Origin of the sequence: Qipengyuania sp. SS22 (assembly GCF_025736935.1) — a bacterium.
Classification (GTDB): Bacteria; Pseudomonadota; Alphaproteobacteria; order Sphingomonadales; family Sphingomonadaceae; genus Qipengyuania.
On record NZ_CP107048.1, the window covers coordinates 1238681 to 1260791 of the forward strand.

Below are 22111 nucleotides of genomic sequence, written 5' to 3' on the forward strand. Positions count from 1 at the left end.
GCCTCATGCAAGACAAGTCCAATCCCGTCACCCCTGCCGGCTATGCCGCGATGCGGGCACGCTACGACCATCTACTGGGCACCGAGCGGCCCGCGATCGTCGAGATCGTCAGCTGGGCGGCGGGCAATGGCGACCGCAGCGAAAACGGCGATTACCTCTACGGGCGCAAGCGCATGCGCGAGATCGACCGCGAACTGGCGCATCTCGCGCGGCGGATGAAGGCGGCGCGGGTTATCGACCCCGCTGCGCAGCCCGACAAGTCACGCGCCTTCTTCGGCGCCACGATCACGCTTGCCGACGAGGACGACGTCGAGCGGGTCGTTACCCTGGTCGGCGATGACGAACAGGATGCCAGCGCCGGCCGCATCGGCTGGTCCTCGCCGGTCGCGCGTGCCATCAAGGGCGCGGCGGTCGGGGACCTGCGCAGCGTCCGGCTGCCGGGCGGGCTCAAGGAATGGGAGGTGGTGGCGATTGATTATGCTTAGGCTTGGCGCCCTCCTGCTGCTCGCCCTCGCCGTGCCGCTATCGGCCAAGGACAGCCTAGGGGTGTTTTCCGACTGGGGCGCCTTTCGCGATCCGGCGGTTCCGCGGTGCTATGCCATTGCCATGGCCGCGCCGAGCCGGTTGCAGCGCGATTTCGAACCCTTCGCCACCGTCGGCACCTGGCCGCGCCGCAATCTGCGCGGGCAAGTGCATTTCCGTCTCTCGCGCCAGCTTGCCGCGGGTTCGGCCATCACACTGGCGATCGGCGGCAAGAGCTTCCGCCTCAGCGGCGGCGGCGGCGATGCCTGGGCCGAAGACCGCACGATGGATGCGGCGATCATCGCGGCGATCCGGTCCGCCACGCGCATGACGGTTCGCGCTACCGATACGCGCGGACGCCGCTTTGCCAACACCTATTCGCTGGCCGGCGCGGCCACCGCGATGGACGCCGCCACGCTCGCCTGCGCACAGCGCTGACACGAAAAGGCCGGAGAGCGCATAACGCTCCCCGGCCCTCGATTAGGTCGGATGCGATCGCTTAGAAGCGAACGCCGAGGCCTGCCATAATCTGGTGACGGTCGAGATCGACATCGAAACGCTCGCTGTCGGCCAGGTCGCCGTCAAAATCGACTTCGCCTTCGCTGTAGTTCGAATAGCGATATTCGACGTTCATGAAGGTGCGCGGGTTGATCGCATATTCGAGACCCGCACCGGCACGCCAGCCGTCGAGATCGAAGTCTTCGTCATATTCGGTGGTGCCGTCATTCGCGAGAATGTTCAGCTTGGCGTTGGTGTAACCGCCCTTGGCGTAGACCAGCAGGTCGGGACCCATCTTCGCACCGACGCGCGCGCCGAGGAAGAGGTCGCGACCGGCATCGACTTCACCGAAGCCGAAGCCTTCGAAATCACCGTTGTTGAATTCGGTCTTGGCGCTGGAATCGGTCAGTTCCGCTTCGAGACCGACGACTGCGCCGCCGAGATCGAAATCGTAACCGGCCTGAACGCCGTAGACCACGCCGTCGATCGACTGGTCGTTATTGTCGTTGGCATCGTCATCGACGCTGCTGCCAGCCTTGAGCGCATCGTAACCGGCCACGCCCTGCAGGCGGAAGCCGTCGAAATTGCTGCCGCTGTCCTGGGCCATCGCGGGTGCCGAAAATGCAGCCAGCGATCCGGCGACGAGCAGGGTTGAGATCTTCTTCATATGCGAACTCCATTGGTTTTACCCGCAGCTTTCGCGCTGCGTGGACCCAGAGAACGATGCGAAATGGCAAACAGTTTCATTAACCTGAGACAACAGTAAGTTGTTGCCTTTTGAACACATGTTGCGCGACGAGCCGAGGCTTCGCGGCGGTGGAACACGGGAAACGCCGAAACCGGGCGGGTACTTTCCGTCCGCGTGTAGCGCATGATGGTCAGAGCCGCCCTGCCCTTGGTCACAGCTGCCTGCATGCTTTGCTTTCGGGGCATTTGGCACTATATGCGCCGCTCCCATGGCCGATACGACACTCATGAGCATCCCCGGGCAGGTGGACCCGGTTCCCGTCGCGCGCGACATCACGCCGCGCGCGGACGGCCGCGTCGACCTGATCGGTCTGCCCAAGGACCGTATCCGCGAATTGTTCGCCGATGCCGGGCTCGACGCGAAACAGGCCAAGCTGCGCGCCAAGCAGGTATTCCACTGGCTCTATCATCGCGGTGTCACCGATTTCGCAGCGATGACCGATATCGCCAAGACCATGCGCCCGTGGCTGACCGAACGGTTCGTCGTCGAACGTCCCGATGTGGTCGAGGCGCAGCATTCGACCGATGGTACGCGCAAGTGGCTGCTGCGGACCGCCGACGGGCACGAATTCGAGATGGTCTTCATCCCCGATGCTGATCGCGGGACGCTGTGCATTTCCAGCCAGGTCGGCTGCACGCTCAACTGCACCTTCTGCCATACGGGCACCATGCGGCTCGTGCGCAATCTGACCCCGGGCGAGATCGTCGGCCAGGTCATGCTCGCACGCGACGCGCTGGGCGAATGGCCCAAGGGCTCTATGGCCGGGCTCGACACCGAGGAAGACAGCAGCGAATACCGCTCGGACGGGCGTCTGCTGACCAATATCGTGCTGATGGGCATGGGCGAACCGCTCTATAATTTCGACAACGTCAAGGCTGCGATGCAGCTGGTGATGGATGGCGCCGGTCTCGCGCTGTCGAAACGCCGGATCACGCTGTCGACCAGCGGCGTCGTGCCGATGATGGATCGCTGCGGCCAGGAAATCGGCGTGAACCTCGCGGTCTCACTCCACGCGGTGACCAAGGACATTCGCGACGAGATCGTCCCGATCAACCGGAAATACGGGATCGAGGAACTGCTCGAAGCCTGCGCCGCCTATCCCGGCGCGAGCAATGCGCGGCGGATCACTTTCGAATACGTCATGCTGCGCGACAAGAACGATAGCGACGAGCATGCGCACGAGCTGGTGCGGCTGATCAAGCATTACCGGCTGCCCGCCAAGGTAAATCTGATCCCGTTCAACCCGTGGCCCGGCGCGCCTTACGAATGTTCGACGCCCGAGCGGGTAAAGCGGTTTTCCGAGATCGTGTTCGAACAGGGCATCAGCGCGCCGGTGCGCACGCCGCGCGGACGCGACATCGATGCCGCCTGCGGCCAGCTCAAGACCGCTGCCGAAAAGAAGAGCCGCGCCCAACTCGACCGCGAGGCTGCCGCCGCCGAGGCCGTGGCCGAGGCCGCCGCGGGATGACCGCCGATGCGGCGACGATCGCTTTCTACCAAGCGAACGCGCCGCGTTACACGCTAAGCTTCGGGCAAGGCCCCAGCCGCCACCTCGATACATTCCTCGACCGGCTCGAACCGGGTGCCCGCGTACTTGAACTGGGGTGCGGCGGGGGCCGCGATTCCGCGCGGATTCTTGAACGCGGTTTCGCGCTCGACGCGACCGATGGCACGCCCGCCATGGTTCGCAAGGCGAACGAACGCTTCGACGTCGGTGCACGGGTTCTCCAGTTCGACCAGCTCGATGCCGTGGCGGCCTATGACGCGGTCTGGGCGCATGCTTGCCTGCTGCATGTTGCGCGTGCCGACCTCCCCGGTGTGCTCCATGCGATCCGCGGGGCGCTGCGTCCCGGTGGTTGGCACTATGCCACTTACAAGCTCGGCGACGGCGAGGGACGCGACCCGCTCGGGCGACTGACCAACCTCCCCGACGAGCGCTGGCTCGAACGCGCCTATCGCCACGCCGGCTTGGCAATGGTCGCCAGCGAACGCTATCGCGGCGAAGGTGCCGATGGCATCCAGCGCGACTGGTACGCGCTGACCATGCGCAGGGAGGAAAAGTGATGGTGGCAATAACCGAAATCTGTATCGGCCTGCCGCAGCCCTTCAACGGCGCGGAACTGAGCGCGATCGACAAGCGACCGGTTACCGGCGCGGTAACGATCCGGAGTTTCGGTATCGAAGGCGATATGGTCGCCGATACCGCTCATCATGGCGGCGTGGACATGGCGGTACACCACTATCCGCACGATCATTACGCGGCCTGGGACCAGTGGCTCGGCGGCCACGACCTGCTCGTCCGCCCCGCGGCCTTTGGCGAAAACCTGATGAGTACCGGGCTTACCGAACCGCAGGTCCATATCGGCGACCGGTTTCGTTTCGGCAGCGCGCTTCTCGAAGTCAGTCAGCCGCGCAAGCCCTGCTGGAAGATCGAACACCGGTTCGACCGCAAGGGCATGGTCGCGCGGATCATCAAGCAGCACGATTGCGGCTGGTACTATCGCGTGATCGAGGAAGGCGAGGCGCAGGCCGGCGATGCGCTCGAATGCGTTGAGACCGGGCATACCGAGTGGAGTGTCGCCCGATTGTTCGCCAAATTCTACGATCCCGCGCACCGCGCATCACGCGAAGAGATCAAGGAGATCGTGGATCTCGAGCGGCTCTCCCCGGTGATGCGAGACAAGATCCGCGCGAAACTCGCCAGCTAGCAATCCGTCACGCGCGCTGCGGCGCTCAGCTCCAGTCGGGCAAGGCCGCGCCTTCGGCAACACTCACACAGGTCCCGCCGATCCACACCGAACCATCGCTCTCCTGCGAGCAGTTAATGCGCCCGTCGGCCCCTGTCTGGCGCCCTTGAGCGGCGATATAGCGCCCCTCCGCAAGTCCGCTGGCGAACAGGTGCATCGCGACACCGGCATTGAAGCTGCCCGTCACCGGATCCTCGCGCATACGCCCCTGCTGGTCGGCGAAAAAGGCGCGCAGTTCCCATGCGATTTCCCCACCGCTCGTCGGTCCGGCCAGCCCGATGTCGGTGCCCTGCGGCGCCTCCGCCACCGGTTTCGCCGCGAGCACATCCTCGTCGGAGCGCAGCCGCAACAGCTGCCACTGCGGTCCGTTGGCGACGTGCACCGCCTCGACCACCGCTTCCTCGCGAACACCCGACAGGTCGATAGCCCGCGCGCGTTCCGCGTCGGATAAGGGGCCGCTGCGCACCAGATCAGGGGCGCGGAACGACAGCCGCTCCCCATCGCGCCGGATTTCGACCGGGCCGACGCCGCATTCTTGCACGATTGCCCCGTCGTTCTTCGGCACGCCGCCCGCGCGCAGCCAGGCATGGCAGCTGCCCAGCGTCGGATGGCCCGCAAACGGCAATTCGCCCGCGGGATAGAAAATCCGCACGCGATAATCGGCGTCGGGATCGGTCGGCGGAAGCAAGAAGGTGGTTTCGGAAAAGCCCAGCCATTGCGTCAGTTTGAGCATCTGCTCGGCGCTGAGACCGTCCGCCCCATGCACCACCGCGAGCGGATTGCCGCTCAGCGGACCAGAACCAAATACGTCGACAAGATCGAGTTTCACAGCATCTTCCTCGCTAATGCGGCCCGCTGGCAAAGCTAGGCAATCATCGCCAAAACTGCTCAATAGAATTCATGACGAGTTCGACAGTTTTGGTGACCGGCGGATCGGCGCGGATCGGTGCGGCAATCGTACAGGCGTTTGCAGACAATGGCTGGCATGTCGTCATCCATTACGGCGAATCGCAGGACGAGGCGGAAGCCCTGGCGAGCATCCTGCCCTCCGCCGAAACGGTGCATTGCGACCTTGCCGACGGCGATGCCGCGGTGACGATGGTCGAAGCGCTCGCGGCGCGGCTGCCCGATTGGCGCTGCATGGTGAATTGCGCGGCGATCTTCGAGCCGGACGATGTAACCGGGCTTGATCCTGCGACGAACTGTCAGTCGATGCAGATCAACGCCCGCACTCCGGCACGCATGGCGCAGGCCTATCTCGCGCATGCCCGCGCCGAAACGGGGCGCCGCGTGATCCAGTTCACCGATCAGAAGCTGGCCAATCCCAATCCCGATTTCTTCAGCTACACGATGAGCAAGCACGCAGCCGGATCGACCGTGCCGATGCTCGCCATGGGTGCAGCGCAGCCTGACGATCGCATCTATGCCCTCGCGCCGGGCGCGATCCTCGCCAGCCACGACCAGAGCGAGGCCGAGACCGAGGTCTCTCACCGTATGAACCTGCTGGGCCGCAAAACCGGGGCGGACGAGGTCGCCGAGGCCGCGCTGTTTCTCGCGCAAGGCCATCTCGCCAGCGGGCAGACGCTCTATGTCGATAGCGGCCAGCACCTGCTCGCCCAGCCGCGCGACGTGATCTACCTCGCGCGCGAAGGGCAGCCCGCATGAAGCGCCACGCGCTCAGCACGCGCCTGTGGCACTGGCTCAATTTGCTGTGCGTGACCGTGCTGTTCATGTCCGGGCTGACGATCTCCAATGCGCACCGCCGGCTGTACTGGGGCGACTGGGGCTTTGCCCCCGAACAGGCGTGGCTCGCAGTGCCGCGCTTTCCCGACTGGATGACGATCCCCGGCTATTACAGCCTGGCGGTGGCGCGCGACTGGCACATCCTGATGGCCTGGCCCTTCGCGCTCGGCTTGCTGTTCATGTGGCTCGCCATGCTCATCAATCGCCATTTCAGCCGCGACATCGCCACCCGTTCGCGCGAATGGCGCCTCTCCGCCATCGGACGCGACATTGCCGCGCATCTCAGGCTCGATTTCGACCATGCCGGTAACAAGTACAATTTCCTTCAGAAGCTCGCCTATGGCCTCGTGCTCGGCGTGTTCCTGCCGATGATGATCTCTACCGGCATTGCGATCAGCCCGGGCATGGGGCCGAGCTTCGGCTGGCTGGTCGAATTGCTCGGCGGGCGGCAATCCGCGCGCAGCCTGCACTTCATCTTCGCCTTTGCCATCGCCGCATTCTTTGTCGTCCATGTCGTGCTGGTCATCCTCGCCGGGCCAATCCGCCAGATCCGCGACATGATCACCGGAGGGCGCGAACCGTGAAGCGCAGGAATTTCCTCGTCGCTGCGGGCGCGGCTTTCGTGGCGGGCTGCAACCGGATCGCAGAAACCGACGCCGGCCAGTCGCTGCTTGGCGCAGCCGAAGGGTGGCACAGGGGCGCGCATCGGTTGCTGAGCGACCGCGAAGCGCTCGCCCCCGAATATCCGCGCAGCGCGGTCTCACCCTATTTCCGCGGCAACGGCTCGACCGATCCGCAAAGCGGCGATTACCCGCGCCATGCCGAGGAAGGCTTCGCCAATTGGCGGCTCACGGTGGGTGGGCTGGTCGACACACCGCTGAGCCTGAGTCTCGACAACATCCGCAAGCTCCCGCAGCGCACGCAGGTTACCCGGCACGATTGTGTCGAAGGGTGGAGCGCGATCGGCGAATGGAGCGGGCCGCAATTGTCGTTGCTGCTTGATGCCGCGGGCCTGCGCGAGGAAGCCAAGTTCATCGTCTTCCGCTGTGCCGACAATCTCAACGGGCAGGATTATTACGAAAGCGTCGACCTGCTCGATGCCTATCACCCGCAGACCATCGTCGCTCACCGCCTCAACGGGGAGCCGCTGCCGATCCGCAACGGCGCGCCGCTGCGCATGCGGATCGAGCGGCAGTTAGGCTATAAGCACGCCAAATATCTCACCGCGATCGAGGCGGTCGCTAGCCTGGACGATATCGGCAAGGGCCAGGGCGGCTATTGGGAAGACCGCGCCGGCTACCAATGGTACGCCGGGATCTGATCAGGCGGGATAGCGCCGGTTTATTTCCGCCCAGTCGGCGCGGATCATGTCTTCAAGCACCGCCAGATCGATATCGGCCAGCTTGTTGACGTAAAGACAGCTCTTGCCCCGCGCATGCTTGCCCAGCCGCTCCAGCGCGTCGGCATGCTTGGCCCCGGTTTCCGGATCGCAATAGCCACCCATCAGATAGAGCGAATGCTTCGCCTTGCGCGGGCTGAAACCGGTGCGCATCCATTCGACCTCGCGCCCGCTGGCATAGGTGGTTCGATAGCTGCCATAGCCGATGATGCTCGGCCCCCACATCTTGGGCTGCTCACCCGTCACCCGCCGGAACAGCGCATCGAGCGCCTGCGCCTCCTCGCGCTTGCGGCTCGGTTCCACCGCAGCGAGGAACTCCTGCGGATCGATGTCGGTCGGCTGCGTTTTCGCCTCGGCCATAACACGGCTCCATCATTTGACTCGCTGTCCCATGTGCCACAGGCTCCGGCCCAGGGGAAACTGCGGGGAGACCGGTGCCCATGTGGCTGCTCAACAAATTCTTGAATTCGGCAATCCATCGCGGACGTCTCATTGTGACCGACCATGACGGACAGACCTATGAATATGGCTCACCGGAGCAAGGCGAGACTCCGCTCCACATCAAGCTGACGCATCGCAAGGCCGCCAACCACATCGCGCGTTATCCGCAGGTCGGCGCGGGCGAGGCGTTCATGTGGGGCTGGCTGGAAGTCGTGCCACCGCACGACATCCGCGATCTGGTGCTGTTCGTGACCATGAACGCCAAGCGCGAGGCAGGAGCCTCGCTGAAGCCACAGGGGCCGCTGCGCAAGGCGGCGCAGAAACTGCTCGCCAAGGCCGACAGCATAAATTTGCGCGGTAAGGCGCGCAAAAACGCGGAACATACCTACAACCTCACCCGCCGCCTTTACGAGCTGTTCCTCGACGAGGACCGGCAATACACCATGGCCTATTACCGCGAGGATCCCGCAGCGACGTCGCTCGAGAAGGCGCAGCTCGACAAGAAAGCGCATCTCGCCGCCAAGATGTGCATCCAGCCGGGCCAGCGCGTGCTCGATATCGGCTGCGGTTGGGGCGGCTTCGCGCTCTACCTCGCGCGGCATTACGAGGTCGAGGTCACCGGGGTCGCGCTTGCCCCCGACCAGATCGCCTTCTGCAACGAACGGGCTGAGGCCGCCGGTCTGGCCGATCGCGTTACCTTCGAACTGATGGATTATCGCGACGTACAAGGGCAGTTCGACCGGATCAGCTCGGTCGGCCTGCTCGAGCATGTCGGGACCCCGCATTATCCCGAGTTCTTCGAGCACACCAACCGCCTGCTGGCCCCCGACGGCGTAATGGTCAGCCATTGTTGCGGCCGCGCGGGTGCGCCCGGCTTCACCGACAAGTGGACGCGAAAATACATCTTTCCCGGGGGCTACATCCCCGCGCTGTCCGAACTCGTGACGCAGAGCGAGAAGTACCGCTGGCAGGTGATGGATGTGGAAGCGATGCGCTTCCATTACAGCCATACGCTGGAGGAATGGTACCGGCGCACGGTCCTGCACCGCAAGGCGATCGAGGCGCTGTATGACGAGCGCTTCTATCGCATGTGGCTGTTCTATCTCGCCGGCGCCGAGCAGAGCTTCCGCCATGGCAATATGGTCAATTGGCAGCTGCAATATGTGAAGGACCGCAATGCGATCCCCATGACGCGCGAATATATCGAGATCGAAAGCGCCCGCCTGCGCGCGGCCGACGCGGGCAACGTGCCTAAATGGCACCTCGACCCCGCGCTGGATGAGGCGGCGGAGTAGATCGCCGCACGGACCCCATTCGGTTGATTTTTCGCGTTTTCACCCCATCTCTACGGTCGGAAGGACAATAGCATGGCAGGTGGTTGGGCGCGCGATGGCGCGGTTCAGGATCAGATCGACGATACGATTTCCGACGCAGTGAGCGCGGCGCGTGCGCGGATGCCCGTGGGCGAAAGCGAGCAATGGTGCGTCGACTGCGGCGAGGAAATACCCGAAAAGCGCCGCGCGGCGTTACCGGGTGTGAAGCGCTGTGTGCAATGCCAGTCCGGCCTCGATACCAGCGCGCGCAATTCGGGCATAAACCGGCGCGGGAGCAAGGACAGCCAGCTGCGCTGACCAGGCTGTAATCCCGCCCCGGACCAAGACCGCAACTGCGCTTGGCATCCGTAAAGCGTGAATCGATTGCCTACAGTCCCCTCCCCCTGCTAGCGGCGCGCTCGTTACAACGAAGGTGCCCTCAATGTCCGATACCAAGCGCCCCGAAATCAAACGGGTTGTCCTCGCCTATTCCGGCGGTCTCGATACCTCCGTCATCGCCAAATGGCTGGAGGTCGAGCGCGGGGTCGAAGTCGTGACCTTCACCGCCGATCTCGGCCAGGGTGAGGAAATCGAGCCGGCGCGCGAAAAGGCGCGGGCGATGGGGATTCCCGACAAACACATCTTCATCGAGGATGTCCGCGAGGAATTCGTACGCGACTTCGTCTTCCCGATGATGCGCGCCAATGCGCGCTATGAAGGCGATTACCTGCTCGGCACCAGCATCGCGCGCCCGCTGATCTCCAAGCGACTGGTCGAGATCGCACATGAAACCGGCGCCGATGCCATCGCGCATGGCGCGACCGGCAAGGGCAACGACCAGGTCCGTTTCGAACTGTCGGCCTATGCGCTCGATCCCGACATCAAGGTGATCGCCCCGTGGCGCGAATGGGACCTCACCAGCCGCACCGCGCTGATCGCCTGGGCCGAGACGCACCAGATCGCGGTACCGACCGATAAGCGCGGCGAAAGCCCGTTCTCGACCGATGCGAACCTGCTGCACACCTCGTCCGAGGGCAAGGTGCTCGAGGATCCGTGGGAGGAAACGCCCGACTACGTCTATTCGCGGACCGATCATCCCGAGGATGCGCCCGACACACCCGAATATATCGAGATCGGCTTCGAACGCGGCGACGGCGTGTCACTGAACGGTAAAGCGATGAGCCCGGCGACACTGCTCGCCGCGCTCAACGATCTTGGCCGCACCCACGGTATCGGCCGCCTCGACCTCGTCGAGAACCGCTTCGTCGGGATGAAGAGCCGCGGCATGTATGAAACGCCGGGCGGCGAGATCTACGCCCGCGCGCATCGCGGGATCGAACAGATCACGCTCGATCGCGGTGCGGCGCATCTCAAGGACGAACTGATGCCGCGCTATGCCGAGCTGGTCTATAATGGCCTGTGGTACAGCCCCGAGCGTGAAATGCTGCAGGCGGCGGTCGATCTCAGCCAGCAGAAGGTTTCGGGCACCGTCCGGCTCAAGCTCTACAAGGGCAACGCGATGGTGGTCGGCCGCAAATCGCCGAACTCCCTTTATTCCGAAGCGCATGTGACCTTCGAGGACGATGCCGGGGCCTACGACCAGAAAGATGCCGAGGGCTTCATCAAGCTGAACGCGCTGCGTCTGCGGCTGTTGGCCCAGCGCGACCGTTAATTGCGATACAAACGGGCCTTGCGGCGCAATATTGCGCAAGAGGCGCAATCGAGGTTATATTTTTGCGGTGGATGGTGGACTTATCCACCCTCCTCCACAACCAAAAGCTGGAAAAGTGGAAAACTCGGGCCTCGCTTGCTGGACGAATCGCGCGGTGAGGAGCAGCTTCAAGTCATCGGAACGGTGAGGGACTTCCACCGGGTTTGAGGCGTAACAGCCTCTGATTACGGAGAAATTTCGGACCGGAAAGACATGGGAGGTGCTGTCCATGTGTTTCTTGAGACCATCGCGCCGCGGGCTTCGGTCCAGAGCATGACGGTCGATGATGGAGCGCAAAAGTACGTCTTCCATGGATCGGACCAACCCGGTCGGATGCCGAGGCGGCATTGCAAGAAAAGGTCTTCGGACCGGATCGGCAATTCACCCCCTCACGGTTCCGGCCATGAACGGAAGGACCGATCGCGGAGCCACCCGTCGAGGGCCGGCCTGGGAAAGAAGCGAGGGTCTCACGATCTGGCGCACTCAACCGGGTCAGCATGAGGGCGGAGCCGGATGCCGGTGCGAGCGCCGGTGACAGAACCGGAAGAGCCTGTCTTCGGACGGCACAGACGGGGAGACATCGGATGCCAAGCCCCTGCCTTCGGGCAAGGCCACGCATCGGTGAGAGTGGGGTCGGCAGCGATGTCGACCCCATTTTCTGTTGCCTCTCAAAGCGGTTCCTTGGCGCGCCCGATTGCATGGCGAACTAGGGCTTGTGCCCGGCGCCAGATGTGCCCCCGAAATGCGGTAGTCCCGCCTGTCGACCGATGAAGCGCGACGAACTGTGGCATGAATGGGGCAGCCGCCCCCCGTGTTGAGGACTCGGCTCTTACCCTCCCGTATAGACGCTGGAACCGATCGGGAGGTTCCCACCATGGCCTATCGCGCGTTTCGTAATGTCCTTTTCCTTGCTGCCCTGACGCTGCCCGCTACGGCCGCGCTACCGCAGGAACATGTCCATCGCGCCGCGGTGCCCGGTTCCTTCGACGCCAGCTTCGCGCGGTTCGAAGCGCTCCCCCCCGCACCGCAGCCCGCCGGCCATGTGGTCGATCTCTCGACGATCGAGCCCCCGGTTGAACTGCCGCCGGTGACACGATCGATCGGCACCGGTGTCGCCTCTTATTACGGACGGCGGTTCCACGGCCGGCTCACCGCCAATGGCGAGAGGTTCGACATGCACGCGATGACCGCGGCGCATCGCACGCTGCCATTCGGCTCGCTGGTCGAGGTAACCAATCCGCGCACCGGCAAGCGGGTCACCGTGCGCATCAATGATCGCGGCCCGTTCCACGGCAACCGCGTGATCGACGTCAGCCGCGCCGCCGCGACCGAACTCGGCCTGATCGGACGCGGTCATGGCACGGTCGAGCTCGCGCTGCTCGAGGGTTAGAGCTACAGTACCAGTTCGCGTTCCTGGGCCACGGCGGGCCCGGCGTCGAGCTGCGCTTCGACCGACAGGCGGACTGCGGCGGCAACGTTGCGGACGCCCAGCTTGGTCAGCACATTGGCGCGGTGCAGTTCGACCGTGCGCGGGCTGATCCCCAGCGTGCGCGCCACTTCCTTGCTCGAATAGCCCTCGCTCACCCCCGACAGCACTTCGCGCTCGCGCGGCGAGAGCTGGCCGACGCGCTGCTTGGCGCGCGCCTGTTCGGGCGTGGTCGACCCCTGCCACTTGCGTGTCATGATATTGCCGAGGCTGCGGCGCAGCCGTTCGTCGAGCGTCGGCCATTCGAGATAGCCCGCCGCCCCGTCGCTCAGCACGTCCATGATATGCGTGATGCTGGCCTGCTTCGAATAGGCGACCAGCGGGTAATACTGCCCCGCGCTGCGCAGCGCCTGCTGCGTCTGCGGCAATTGCGGCCCCTCGTCATGGACCAGCAGCCAGGCCCCCTCGGGCCAGCGCCCCCCCAGGTCATCGAGCGTGTCGGCGGGCACTACATAGCCCATTTCGCCCAAGGCCAAGGTCAGTGCGTTTCGGTTACGATAATTACAATCGACGACAATAAACGTGTTTTCCTGCATCGCGGTTCGATCCCGTTCCCCGTCAATACCCCCGGCCGGGAAAACTTCACTTATCCCCGGCCCCACCCGAATTCGTATGCTTAACATGGGAATTACCACAGTCACCCGGCTGGAGGTCGTCTGAGCGGAGGTCGTTCATCCGGAGGACACCCAAAGACCCGGAATCGCTCGCGATTGTCAGATTGCGGTAAGCCAGTACCGGATTTGGATTCAATCCCCACCTTCGCGCTTCCCGAATGTTGCCCCTAGTCCAGATGGATGACATTCACTCGTACTAAGGGCCAACGTAGAAAAAGCGGGACCGGGGGGACAGGGGACATGGAAGACAACAGGGTCGTCAGACGGATCGCGGCTGCCGGGGACATGGACGAGGTCCTCTCGATCGCCCGCGCCTTCTACCGGCTGCACGGGTTCGAGGCGCTGAGCTATGCGCGCCCCTCGCAGGACACGCCGGGACACACCGACATGCTCTTCCTCGGTTTTCCCGAGGCCTGGGTGACCGGGTACCGCGAGGAGCTCGGCCAGCTCGACCCCTTCCCCGCGCTGGCGGCGTGTTCGGGCCGGCCGCTGCGCTACAGCACGCTCACGCAGGGCAAGCCGCTGACCGGCGAGCCGCTGCACTTCATCGAGCAGGCGCGCGCGCATGGGGTGACCGACGGCTATCTCTTCCCCACCTTCGGCCCGCGCCAGCGCCTCGCGGCGATCGGCATCACGATGGCCGACCATCCCGACCGCGTCGATCATGCCGATGTCCCGGTGCTGCATTGCGTGGCGCAGGCGGCGCATCTGCGGATCGACCAGTTCGAGGAAGACGCGGTCGAGCGCCCGCGCCTCGCCCCGCGCGAGGTGACGATCCTGCACTGGATCGCGCGCGGCAAGAGCAATGAGGAGATCGCCATGATCCTCGGCAGCAAGCGCCCGACGATCGCCACGCATATCAAGCGCATCTTCATCAAGCTCAACGTGTCCGATCGCGCCGCGGCGGCGGTCAAGGGGCTCAAGTTCGGCATAATCGACGTGTGAGCGTCACCGCGCCCGCCCGCGCCTCCGCTTCCTCCATCTCGTCGAGCATCCGGTCGACCGGCGGGTAATGCGGGCAGGCGCGGCAATCGGGCCAGCGCGGCGTATCGCAGCACGGCCCGCCCGCGCCTACATTGACCACCGGTTCGAGCCCCTCGGCCCCGCGCCGGTAATGCGGCTGCCCGCGATCGGTCCCATGCCGCGCGCCGACGCAGTCGCAGGGCGGTTCGGACGGGTGGGACATGGCTGCATGCGGGGACGGTTTTCGCGTGTCTGCCTCCCGAGAGGCTTTCTCTGCGTCTCCCTCCGAAGGCGTTTTTTGTGTGTCTTCCTCCGAAGACATGGACCGGGTGTTACACAGTCCAGGCGAAGAATTCTCGCCCCCTTCCCGCTCACCCCGAGCCTGCCCACAGGTTCCCGCGCCAGGCAGTCCTGCTTCGACAGGCTCAGCATGAGCGGAGTTCGGTGCCGGAACGTCCGGCTCGATCGGCTCGCCGCGACGCATCCGCAGGACCATGGCGTCGAAATCCTCCGCGAGGCGTTCGATCCGTTCATCGCCGCGCATCCGGTCGAGCCGCCCGAGATGCGCGAGCAGCAGCCGGTCGGAGACGCGCGTGCGCGAACCGACGAGGTCGCCGTGATACCACACCTCCTCCTCGACCCCGTTCATGGCATAATCGGCGAGCTTCGCCTCGGCCGCACCGCGCGCGACCACCAGCGCTGCATCCCACGCGCGCCCGAAGCCCGCGCTGGAGCGGCGCGCACGGTAGCAGGTCTGGTGCGATACCCGCGCCCGCCGCGCCGCCGCGCGCACGCTGCCGGTGGTCGCCAGCGCCTCGAGAAAGGCCACCTGCCGCTCGACCACGAACTGCGTCTGCGGCGCGCGGTCGTCCTCGGCATGGAGGTCGGCGTGGAGGATGATGGGGTGCGAGGCCATGTCGGTCATGCTGCGCCTCCCGAGCGAAGGTGGGAGCGTCGCGGAAGTTTCCGAGCCGAAGGCGAGGCAAGCGCGACTGCGCGCCGGCCGGTTAGGCCGAAAGCCAAGCGAGCCGGATGGCTCGCGCCCGGCGCTTGAGGGTCTACAAAAGAAAGGAACATGGTTCACCTGTGGGTTGGGATCAGGGGAACTGGGCTATTTATACAGATGGGGGCGTGTAGGACAGAGCCGAAGCAAAGTGATGGAAATCAACACTCCCTAAGCCGGAAGACGTTTAACGAAATTTTCCTAGCAAGCCATCTCGTCTTTGGCCTATGGGCCGATGGCATAGATGCGGAGGGGAGGACAGGTGAGCGATAACCGATCAGTAATTCCTGCAAATTCTAACGTAATAGCCGCAACTACTACGTTCCGAATGCAGTTTGAACCTTACTTGCCGGCAAGCTGTCCACCCAACGACGCGATCACTGGACCGAAAACCCTCTTCCGCCTCACTGTCAGTGATGCAGTTAAATCTTCCGATTTCCTGACAACCTTCGAGGAAGGCAAGTTTCTTTCTCGCGATCCGTGCCAACGTTGCTCTCTTTCAACCTTAGCTACCGAGGAAGCTGCCAAGGAGCACAGGCGCCTTATTCCATTTCTGAACTCTCGGAAGATAGCTAAGGGAACCATTCCTGAGGGAGCAGGAATGGTTAAGCATACGCCCACTCAAGGCTCGTACCATCATTGGTCGTGGTGGCCGGCGAAAGGCGTTGTGCGTCACCAGTACTTCGAGATGATTGATGAAGCTGCCTGATCTAGACCCCTCTGGGGGCTCACTTGCGATCAGTGAGGTACTGATCGACTATGATGGGCCTCAGTTGTTCGTCGCAAAAAATGCAGCAGGAGCCATATTTCTAGGCCTCCACTGCCCGCCAACCGAGAAGGGTGACACGTGGCTTTTCGCGCGCACGTCGCGCCATCGAATTAGCCAGGTTGCAACGGGAAAGATTAGTCTACGGTCGGCGATGACCTCATATGCTCGTGGCGACCTGGCGATCGCCATCAGCTATGAGGAGGACTGGCACCATTGGTTCGAGGCACCTGAAAATGTGCCCGATACATATTTACCAGACCCAGATTCATATGTCCGGCATACTTCAGTACCGGAGCTTTATAAGTTACCAATTGCGGCATCGGACAACAACGATGACTTTGATCTACCCGTCTCAGTAGAACAGGACATGTGGGAGTTCGATCCCCAAACCGTTGCTTATTTAAAAGAGAACCAAACTCCACTTTATGTAGTCGCCCGCAGGCGGCAACGCTTAGTCGCAGACATCATCTTGTCTGACGGTGATGCGCGGCATGACGTCCCACTTCCAGAACTTTCGAAAATCCTCCTGAGTTTACAAAAAACTGTAGACAGCCTTGCAGCGCCAATCGTCGATGACGATTGGCGACCGTCAGCAGCCTCGAAAGCAGGGACCCGGCTGGACGCAATAGCTACATTCCCTTCGTCATTCGGGCTTCGTATCGAAGCTCACCAAGGGGCGCTTGCCGATGAAGGCGCCGGAGCTCTCGCGTTTCAAAGATTGATCGATTTGCTCTCTTCAGTTCGCGATTTCGATGCAGTGCGATCATCTTTTACATATCACAGTAAAAGCACGAAATTGCAGTTCGGCAAGCTAGTGGAATATCTGGCTAAATCTGGAAACTCAATCAGAATATCTGCCAGCACTGGTTTATCTGAGGGAATAGACACAACCTTCGTTACGCACGATGACCTCTACGCACTCAGCGCAAAAATTCACGAGATAAACGAATCTGACTTTGATGACATTGAATTATTAGGTCGCCTCAAGGCTGTGAGTTTAAAAACGAAATTTTTCCTGATTGAGAATGAAGATGAGTCTATCTCGGGAAGGATTGACGAAGACCTTCTTCCCAAGATTTCAGGAATGGCGATTGACGAGCACTATCTCGCTCAGGTGCGTTTACACCATTCAGTTCAAGAGCTGACGGGTGAAATCACCACCAAAGCAATACTAATGGATTTGCGCGAAACTGAGTAGACTGGACTGGTACGCGGCTACTCCGCCGTTTCCCGCTGGCACTACAACATCGGTTAGAGATAAGGCCCCGCATAACTCCCCCTGCACCGCCGCGATACTGAACCAAGTTCAGGGTAACGCATGTTATTGGGAGCGTATCCGCCGCCCACAAATTCTCTGCGGCCCCTGTTCCTCTGCGGGCACTGCGTGAAGCACGGGGTTCCGAGCCAGCCGTGGGTGCCCCACCACCACCTTTGGTGGTCCCGCTGGCGGTTCGCGCCGTCTGCGATTCCCCCGGTCCGGGGAGGCTTATTCCGCCGCTTCCCGCTACCGCTTTCCTTTTTGCGCACCCGCTGACGCTGCTTGAGCGCGCTCGAGCATCGCCTTGAGGTACTGTCCCGTAAAGCTCCCCTCGACCGCAGCAACCTCCTCCGGCCCCGGCCTACGCCGGGGCAGGCTCGTTCCGGGTCGCGCGTTCCAAGAGCGGCTTGAGATACTGACCCGTGTAGCTACCCTTCACAGTCGCGACGTGTTCCGGAACGCCCTGCGCCACAACCTCACCCCCCCGCACACCGCCGCCCGGGCCCAGATCAAGTACATGGTCCGCCGTCTTGATCACATCCAGATTGTGCTCGATCACCACCACCGAATTGCCTTGGTCGACCAGCCGGTGGAGCACTTCGAGCAGCTTGCGGACGTCCTCGAAATGCAGGCCCGTGGTGGGCTCGTCCAAGATGTAGAGCGTCTGCCCGGTACTGCGCTTGCTGAGTTCCTTGGCGAGCTTGACGCGCTGCGCCTCGCCGCCCGACAGCGTGGTCGCCTGCTGGCCGACCTTGACGTAGCCGAGGCCGACCTCGTTGAGCATGTGCATCTTGTCGCGGATCGGGGGGACCGCCTTGAAGAAGCCCTCCGCATCCTCGATCGTCATGTCGAGCACGTCGGCGATCGAGAGGCCCTTGAACTTCACCTCGAGCGTTTCGCGGTTGTAGCGCTTGCCGCCGCATTCCTCGCAGGTGACGTAGACGTCGGGGAGGAAGTGCATCTCGATCTTGATGAGGCCGTCGCCCTGGCACGCTTCGCAGCGGCCGCCCTTGACGTTGAAGCTGAAGCGCCCGGGCTTGTAGCCGCGCGCCTTGGCTTCGGGGAGCCCGGCGAACCAGTCGCGGATCTGGGTGAAGGCGCCGGTATAGGTCGCGGGGTTGGAGCGCGGGGTGCGGCCGATCGGCGACTGGTCGATCTCGATCACCTTGTCGCAATAATCGAGCCCGGTGACCTTGTCGTGCGCACCCGCGACCACGCGCGCGCCGTTGAGTTGGCGCGCGGCGGCGGCGTAGAGCGTGTCGATGGTGAAGGACGACTTGCCCGAGCCCGAGACGCCGGTGATGCAGGTGAAGGTGCCCAGCGGGATGCCCGCGGTGACGTTGTTGAGGTTGTTCGCGCGCGCGCCGTGGACGGTCAGCTGGTGGCCATTGCCCTTGCGGCGCGTGGCGGGGACGGCGATTTCGCGGCGCCCGGTGAGATAGGCGGCGGTGAGCGATTTCTTGCTCTTGAGTACCTGCTTTAGCGTGCCTTCGGCGACCACTTCGCCGCCATGCACGCCCGCGCCGGGGCCAAGGTCGACGACGTAATCGGCGGCGCGGATCGCATCCTCGTCATGCTCGACCACGATCACCGTATTGCCGAGATCGCGTAGTCGTTTGAGCGTTTCGAGCAGCCGGTCGTTGTCGCGCTGGTGGAGGCCGATGCTGGGCTCGTCGAGCACGTAGAGCACGCCGCTGAGCCCGCTGCCGATCTGGCTGGCGAGGCGGATACGCTGGCTCTCGCCTCCGCTCAGCGTACCTGAAGTGCGGTCGAGGTTCAGGTAATCAAGCCCGACATTGTCGAGGAAGCCCAGCCGCTCGTTGATTTCCTTGAGGATGGCGTGCGCGATCTGCTGCTGCGTCGGGCCGAGCTGGTCGGGCAGCGCGAGGAACCACGCCTTGGCATCGGCGACGCTCATCTTGGTCGGCGTGGCGATATCGGTGCCCGCGATCTTGACCGCGAGCGCCTTGGGATTGAGCCGCTTGCCCTCGCAGGTCTCGCACGGCTGCGCGGTCTGGAACTTGGACAGCTCCTCGCGCATCCAGGTGCTCTCGGTCTGCAGCATGCGGCGGTTGAGATTGCCGATCACGCCTTCGAACGGCTTCTTGACGGTATATTGCTTGCGTCCGTCCTTGAAGGTCAGCGGGATCGCGCGGCCCTTGGTGCCATGGAGGATGATGTCGCGGATCTCGGCGTCGAACTCCTCCCACGGGGTGGTGAGGTCGAATTCATATTCCTTCGCGAGGGATGCGAGCACCTGCATGTAATAGGGCGACGGCGGGTTGGACTTGGCCCAGGGCACCACCGCGCCCTTCTTGAGGCTGAGCGCTTCGTTGGGGACCACCAGCTGCGGGTCGAACAGCTGTTTCTCGCCGATGCCGTCGCAGGTCGGGCAGGCACCCTGCGGCGCGTTGAAGGAGAACAGCCGCGGCTCGATCTCCTCGATCGTGAAGCCGCTGACCGGGCAGGAGAAGCGCTCGGAAAAGACGATGCGGTTGGCGGGCAGGCCTGCGCCCTTCATCGCGCCGCCCGAAGCCCCCTCGTCCTCGCGCCCCGGCACGACGCCATCGGCGAGATCGACATAGGCGAGCCCGTCGGCCAGCTTGAGCGCCTGTTCGAAACTGTCGGCGAGGCGGGTTTCGAGCCCTTCCTTCACCGCCAGCCGGTCGACCACCACCTCGATGTCGTGCTTGAACTTCTTGTCGAGCGCAGGCGCTTCCTCGATCGGGTAGAGCTCGCCATCGATGCGCACGCGGGTGAAGCCCGCCTTCTGCCATTCGGCCAGTTCCTTGCGGTATTCGCCCTTGCGCCCGCGCACCACCGGCGCGAGCAGGTAGGCGCGCGTGCCCTCGGGCAGGTCCATCACGCGGTCGACCATGTTGGAGACCGTCTGCGCCTCGATCGGCAGCCCGGTGGCGGGCGAATAGGGCACCCCCACCCGCGCCCACAGCAGCCGCATATAGTCGTAAATTTCGGTGACCGTCGCGACGGTCGAGCGCGGGTTGCGCGACGTGGTCTTCTGCTCGATCGAGATGGCAGGCGAGAGCCCGTCGATATGCTCGACATCGGGCTTCTGCATCATCTCGAGGAATTGCCGCGCATAGGCGCTGAGCGATTCCACATAGCGCCGCTGCCCCTCGGCATAAATGGTGTCGAAAGCGAGGCTCGACTTGCCCGAGCCGGAAAGGCCGGTGATGACGATCAGGCTATCCCGCGGCAGGTCGATATCGACGCCCTTGAGATTATGCTCGCGCGCGCCGCGGACGGAAATTTTGGTGAGGGCCATGGAGGACGCGTGTTCCTGAATTGTTCGCTTGGGTCAAGGGGTGAGTCGGCAGAGCCCTATCGGCCCGCGAGGCGAAAGGTTCCGTCCCGTCTGCCCGCGCCGATGTGGGAGCACGGGCGGAAAAATCAATGCGCCGAGCGGGACCCTAGGTTTACGCAAGTATTTCTCCCGGTTCGCAGTGGCAGATGAATAGACTCCATCGACAGGATGCGACGTCAATGGGTTGGCGGATCCATTAGGGCCAGAAGCGTGCGAAAAACTCACAGACTGGCAGGCTACCGCTTTCCCGTCCCGGAAGTCACGGCGAGCGCTGCACTTGACATAATCGTTTGCAAAGCGCCTTCTATACATCCGGGTAGCCGGATAATGAGGGGGCCGGTGGTATCGAATGCGAGAGCCGCAGCGATTTCTTGGCGTCGGTTCGCCCTGCTTTCGGACCAAAACTGTTCCCGAGAATAACCACAGATGAGCCGTGCGGATGCCTTGGTCGCCGCGTGCTGCCTGCTGCCCGCATGCACCAGCGTCACGGTAGGCGAAGGCGGCGGCGAAACGATCACGGGCATAGGTGTAGTCCGCGTCGAATTGCCGCCTACCAAGGGCGGTGTGGTGGCGGTCAAGCGCAGTGGTTTGGGGCTTGGCTGGGACGACCTTCCGGCCGGCGGTGCCTGGCTCGGCTATTCGGATAGCCAGTGGGTCATCGCCGATCCGCGAGATTGCCAGTTGCTCGTCATCATCCGGTCCGCGGCTGAAGCCGAGAATGCGGCCAAGGTCCTGTCTGCACTTGAGGGGAGTTCGCCATGCGTAGTCGATCACACAAATACCTTGCAGCCCTAGCCCTGCTGCCGCTCGCGGCGGGGTGCGTTCAGGCGACGCGGCACAGCAATACGATGATCTTCGGGACCAATACGACTTTCGGGGTAAAGGCTGGTGCGTCTACCGGCGAAGTGCCGGAGATCATCGTGGGATATGATCGGCAGGAGGCAGTCATCATGCCGCTCCTTGCCAACAATGATGAGAAAAATGGTTCGACAAACCAGCTTAGCCCATGCGACCCGACCAAGCCACTGACGGTAGTCGGAGCCGAATACATCGTCCACCCGTGCTCTTTCGTTGCATCGAAAGGCGAGGCGCAGGACAGTTATTCGGTACTGGCCAGCTTCGGAGCCGAGTTTTCTGCCAAGGCGCAAACATCCGCCGAAGCCTCTGGCGGCCTTGCCCAGTATTTTGCGACCGGAATGGCGGCGCAAATTCTCGCAGCCAAGGGTGGTGCGGCATTGGTTTCCACCAGCCGTTCCGCCGGGATAGCCGCGGCGAGCAACACCGAGATCGCGGCCCTTTTTCCTGATGGCACTGGCGATCCTCGCCCTGTTATTGAAAGCTTCGACGATCCGATCAAGAATCTTCGCGTTAAGATTGCCGCAACAAGCGACAACGCGCTGGCTGGCAAGATGAAGGGCTTCGAAGCAAAACTGGGAGGAACAGTCGACCTGAAACTGGAAGAATCCTGCACAGATGTCGCGCAATGCATCCTCGCCGTCGATCAGAAGAAGGCTCTGATGAGGCGCTCTGAGTTGAAGGACGCCGTCGATGGATGGAACGAGTACTAGGAG

The 22111-nt window shown here is 63.1% G+C and carries 23 protein-coding genes; 17 read left to right on the plus strand and 6 right to left on the minus strand.

Annotated elements, in window-relative coordinates; all coding sequences use genetic code 11:
• Positions 1 to 5: 5 nt before the first annotated feature.
• Together N6L26_RS06000 and N6L26_RS06005 are read left to right on the plus strand one after the other, a co-directional pair.
• Positions 6 to 485: a GreA/GreB family elongation factor gene (locus N6L26_RS06000; RefSeq protein WP_263607127.1), complete on the plus strand. Its 480-nt coding sequence runs from the start codon at positions 6 to 8 to the stop codon at positions 483 to 485.
• A complete protein-coding gene (locus N6L26_RS06005) occupies positions 478 to 960 on the plus strand; it encodes an invasion associated locus B family protein (RefSeq protein WP_263607128.1) in 483 nt (160 codons plus the stop codon). Before N6L26_RS06000 ends, N6L26_RS06005 begins: the two co-directional genes overlap by 8 nt.
• 61 nt (positions 961 to 1021) lie before the next feature.
• Here the strand turns inward: N6L26_RS06005 and N6L26_RS06010 are convergent, their stop codons facing one another.
• Positions 1022 to 1687, minus strand: coding sequence for an outer membrane protein (locus N6L26_RS06010; RefSeq protein ID WP_263607129.1), 666 nt, complete (start codon positions 1685 to 1687; stop codon positions 1022 to 1024).
• 289 nt (positions 1688 to 1976) lie between these two features.
• On the opposite strand from N6L26_RS06010, the gene rlmN reads away from it, so the two are divergent.
• Genes rlmN through N6L26_RS06025 form a run of 3 tightly spaced genes read left to right on the plus strand, consistent with a single transcriptional unit; the run spans position 1977 to position 4476 of the window.
• Positions 1977 to 3236: a 23S rRNA (adenine(2503)-C(2))-methyltransferase RlmN gene (rlmN, locus tag N6L26_RS06015; protein WP_263607130.1), complete on the plus strand. Its 1260-nt coding sequence runs from the start codon at positions 1977 to 1979 to the stop codon at positions 3234 to 3236.
• Positions 3233 to 3832 (plus strand): class I SAM-dependent methyltransferase, encoded by a 600-nt coding sequence (locus N6L26_RS06020; protein WP_263607131.1) that lies wholly within the window; start codon positions 3233 to 3235, stop codon positions 3830 to 3832. Before rlmN ends, N6L26_RS06020 begins: the two co-directional genes overlap by 4 nt.
• Before the next feature lie 2 nt (positions 3833 to 3834).
• Positions 3835 to 4476, plus strand: a complete 642-nt coding sequence (locus N6L26_RS06025) for an MOSC domain-containing protein (protein WP_263607132.1) — start codon at positions 3835 to 3837, stop codon at positions 4474 to 4476.
• Between the two features lie 25 nt (positions 4477 to 4501).
• On the opposite strand, the gene N6L26_RS06030 is transcribed toward N6L26_RS06025, so the two are convergent.
• Positions 4502 to 5344, minus strand: coding sequence for a PhzF family phenazine biosynthesis protein (locus N6L26_RS06030; protein WP_263607133.1), 843 nt, complete (start codon positions 5342 to 5344; stop codon positions 4502 to 4504).
• Between the two features lie 71 nt (positions 5345 to 5415).
• On the opposite strand from N6L26_RS06030, the gene N6L26_RS06035 reads away from it, so the two are divergent.
• The 3 genes from N6L26_RS06035 to N6L26_RS06045 are packed head-to-tail and all read left to right on the plus strand — an operon-like array spanning position 5416 to position 7579.
• A complete protein-coding gene (locus N6L26_RS06035) occupies positions 5416 to 6180 on the plus strand; it encodes an SDR family oxidoreductase (protein WP_263607134.1) in 765 nt (254 codons plus the stop codon).
• On the plus strand, positions 6177 to 6842 hold the full coding sequence (locus N6L26_RS06040; RefSeq protein WP_263607135.1) for a cytochrome b/b6 domain-containing protein: 666 nt from the start codon (positions 6177 to 6179) through the stop codon (positions 6840 to 6842). The genes N6L26_RS06035 and N6L26_RS06040 overlap by 4 nt, the downstream gene beginning before the upstream one ends.
• The gene (locus N6L26_RS06045) at positions 6839 to 7579 is read left to right on the plus strand and encodes a molybdopterin-dependent oxidoreductase (protein WP_263607136.1); all 741 of its coding nucleotides are present in this window, start codon (positions 6839 to 6841) and stop codon (positions 7577 to 7579) included. Before N6L26_RS06040 ends, N6L26_RS06045 begins: the two co-directional genes overlap by 4 nt.
• Here N6L26_RS06045 and N6L26_RS06050 read toward each other — a convergent pair whose 3' ends face one another.
• Positions 7580 to 8017 carry a DUF1801 domain-containing protein gene (locus N6L26_RS06050; protein WP_263607137.1) on the minus strand — a complete coding sequence of 146 codons (438 nt, stop codon included), beginning with the start codon at positions 8015 to 8017 and terminating at the stop codon, positions 7580 to 7582.
• Between the two features lie 80 nt (positions 8018 to 8097).
• Here N6L26_RS06050 and N6L26_RS06055 point away from each other — a divergent pair, with 80 nt between their 5' ends.
• From N6L26_RS06055 to N6L26_RS06070, 4 genes are all read left to right on the plus strand, one after another.
• Complete coding sequence (locus tag N6L26_RS06055) at positions 8098 to 9393, plus strand: SAM-dependent methyltransferase (RefSeq protein ID WP_263607138.1); 1296 nt, start codon at positions 8098 to 8100, stop codon at positions 9391 to 9393.
• 72 nt (positions 9394 to 9465) lie between these two features.
• Positions 9466 to 9729, plus strand: coding sequence for a DksA/TraR family C4-type zinc finger protein (locus N6L26_RS06060; RefSeq protein ID WP_263607139.1), 264 nt, complete (start codon positions 9466 to 9468; stop codon positions 9727 to 9729).
• A 124-nt stretch (positions 9730 to 9853) separates the two neighbouring features.
• Positions 9854 to 11083 carry an argininosuccinate synthase gene (locus tag N6L26_RS06065; protein WP_263607140.1) on the plus strand — a complete coding sequence of 410 codons (1230 nt, stop codon included), beginning with the start codon at positions 9854 to 9856 and terminating at the stop codon, positions 11081 to 11083.
• A 913-nt stretch (positions 11084 to 11996) separates the two neighbouring features.
• Complete coding sequence (locus tag N6L26_RS06070; protein ID WP_263607141.1) at positions 11997 to 12512, plus strand: septal ring lytic transglycosylase RlpA family protein; 516 nt, start codon at positions 11997 to 11999, stop codon at positions 12510 to 12512.
• A gap of 2 nt (positions 12513 to 12514) precedes the next feature.
• On the opposite strand, the gene N6L26_RS06075 is transcribed toward N6L26_RS06070, so the two are convergent.
• Complete coding sequence (locus N6L26_RS06075) at positions 12515 to 13084, minus strand: response regulator transcription factor (RefSeq protein WP_263607142.1); 570 nt, start codon at positions 13082 to 13084, stop codon at positions 12515 to 12517.
• Positions 13085 to 13462: 378 nt separating this feature from the next.
• Here N6L26_RS06075 and N6L26_RS06080 point away from each other — a divergent pair, with 378 nt between their 5' ends.
• Positions 13463 to 14167 carry a LuxR family transcriptional regulator gene (locus N6L26_RS06080; protein WP_263607143.1) on the plus strand — a complete coding sequence of 235 codons (705 nt, stop codon included), beginning with the start codon at positions 13463 to 13465 and terminating at the stop codon, positions 14165 to 14167.
• On the opposite strand, the gene N6L26_RS06085 is transcribed toward N6L26_RS06080, so the two are convergent.
• Entirely contained in the window at positions 14142 to 15110 is a 969-nt protein-coding gene (locus tag N6L26_RS06085; RefSeq protein WP_263607144.1) for a hypothetical protein, read from the minus strand. The genes N6L26_RS06080 and N6L26_RS06085 overlap by 26 nt on opposite strands.
• 340 nt (positions 15111 to 15450) lie before the next feature.
• Here N6L26_RS06085 and N6L26_RS06090 point away from each other — a divergent pair, with 340 nt between their 5' ends.
• The gene (locus N6L26_RS06090; protein ID WP_263607145.1) at positions 15451 to 15897 is read left to right on the plus strand and encodes a hypothetical protein; all 447 of its coding nucleotides are present in this window, start codon (positions 15451 to 15453) and stop codon (positions 15895 to 15897) included.
• Complete coding sequence (locus N6L26_RS06095) at positions 15884 to 17155, plus strand: DUF6575 domain-containing protein (RefSeq protein ID WP_263607146.1); 1272 nt, start codon at positions 15884 to 15886, stop codon at positions 17153 to 17155. The genes N6L26_RS06090 and N6L26_RS06095 overlap by 14 nt, the downstream gene beginning before the upstream one ends.
• 421 nt (positions 17156 to 17576) lie before the next feature.
• Here N6L26_RS06095 and uvrA read toward each other — a convergent pair whose 3' ends face one another.
• The gene (uvrA, locus tag N6L26_RS06100; protein WP_263607147.1) at positions 17577 to 20501 is read right to left on the minus strand and encodes an excinuclease ABC subunit UvrA; all 2925 of its coding nucleotides are present in this window, start codon (positions 20499 to 20501) and stop codon (positions 17577 to 17579) included.
• 465 nt (positions 20502 to 20966) lie between these two features.
• Here uvrA and N6L26_RS06105 point away from each other — a divergent pair, with 465 nt between their 5' ends.
• Positions 20967 to 21335 carry a hypothetical protein gene (locus N6L26_RS06105; protein ID WP_263607148.1) on the plus strand — a complete coding sequence of 123 codons (369 nt, stop codon included), beginning with the start codon at positions 20967 to 20969 and terminating at the stop codon, positions 21333 to 21335.
• The gene (locus N6L26_RS06110) at positions 21299 to 22108 is read left to right on the plus strand and encodes a hypothetical protein (RefSeq protein ID WP_263607149.1); all 810 of its coding nucleotides are present in this window, start codon (positions 21299 to 21301) and stop codon (positions 22106 to 22108) included. The genes N6L26_RS06105 and N6L26_RS06110 overlap by 37 nt, the downstream gene beginning before the upstream one ends.
• Positions 22109 to 22111 lie beyond the last annotated feature (3 nt).

Bases quoted from the DNA above. Each gene is read 5' to 3' on its own strand.
- N6L26_RS06000 (WP_263607127.1), top strand. From the start codon at position 6: ATGCAAGACAAGTCCAATCCCGTCACCCCTGCCGGCTATGCCGCGATG.
- N6L26_RS06005 (WP_263607128.1), top strand. From the start codon at position 478: ATGCTTAGGCTTGGCGCCCTCCTGCTGCTCGCCCTCGCCGTGCCGCTA.
- N6L26_RS06010 (WP_263607129.1), bottom strand. From the start codon at position 1,687: ATGAAGAAGATCTCAACCCTGCTCGTCGCCGGATCGCTGGCTGCATTT.
- rlmN (WP_263607130.1), top strand. From the start codon at position 1,977: ATGGCCGATACGACACTCATGAGCATCCCCGGGCAGGTGGACCCGGTT.
- N6L26_RS06020 (WP_263607131.1), top strand. From the start codon at position 3,233: ATGACCGCCGATGCGGCGACGATCGCTTTCTACCAAGCGAACGCGCCG.
- N6L26_RS06035 (WP_263607134.1), top strand. From the start codon at position 5,416: ATGACGAGTTCGACAGTTTTGGTGACCGGCGGATCGGCGCGGATCGGT.
- N6L26_RS06040 (WP_263607135.1), top strand. From the start codon at position 6,177: ATGAAGCGCCACGCGCTCAGCACGCGCCTGTGGCACTGGCTCAATTTG.
- N6L26_RS06050 (WP_263607137.1), bottom strand. From the start codon at position 8,017: ATGGCCGAGGCGAAAACGCAGCCGACCGACATCGATCCGCAGGAGTTC.
- N6L26_RS06055 (WP_263607138.1), top strand. From the start codon at position 8,098: ATGTGGCTGCTCAACAAATTCTTGAATTCGGCAATCCATCGCGGACGT.
- N6L26_RS06060 (WP_263607139.1), top strand. From the start codon at position 9,466: ATGGCAGGTGGTTGGGCGCGCGATGGCGCGGTTCAGGATCAGATCGAC.
- N6L26_RS06065 (WP_263607140.1), top strand. From the start codon at position 9,854: ATGTCCGATACCAAGCGCCCCGAAATCAAACGGGTTGTCCTCGCCTAT.
- N6L26_RS06070 (WP_263607141.1), top strand. From the start codon at position 11,997: ATGGCCTATCGCGCGTTTCGTAATGTCCTTTTCCTTGCTGCCCTGACG.
- N6L26_RS06080 (WP_263607143.1), top strand. From the start codon at position 13,463: ATGGAAGACAACAGGGTCGTCAGACGGATCGCGGCTGCCGGGGACATG.
- N6L26_RS06085 (WP_263607144.1), bottom strand. From the start codon at position 15,110: ATGACCGACATGGCCTCGCACCCCATCATCCTCCACGCCGACCTCCAT.
- N6L26_RS06095 (WP_263607146.1), top strand. From the start codon at position 15,884: ATGAAGCTGCCTGATCTAGACCCCTCTGGGGGCTCACTTGCGATCAGT.
- uvrA (WP_263607147.1), bottom strand. From the start codon at position 20,501: ATGGCCCTCACCAAAATTTCCGTCCGCGGCGCGCGCGAGCATAATCTC.
- N6L26_RS06105 (WP_263607148.1), top strand. From the start codon at position 20,967: ATGAGCCGTGCGGATGCCTTGGTCGCCGCGTGCTGCCTGCTGCCCGCA.
- N6L26_RS06110 (WP_263607149.1), top strand. From the start codon at position 21,299: ATGCGTAGTCGATCACACAAATACCTTGCAGCCCTAGCCCTGCTGCCG.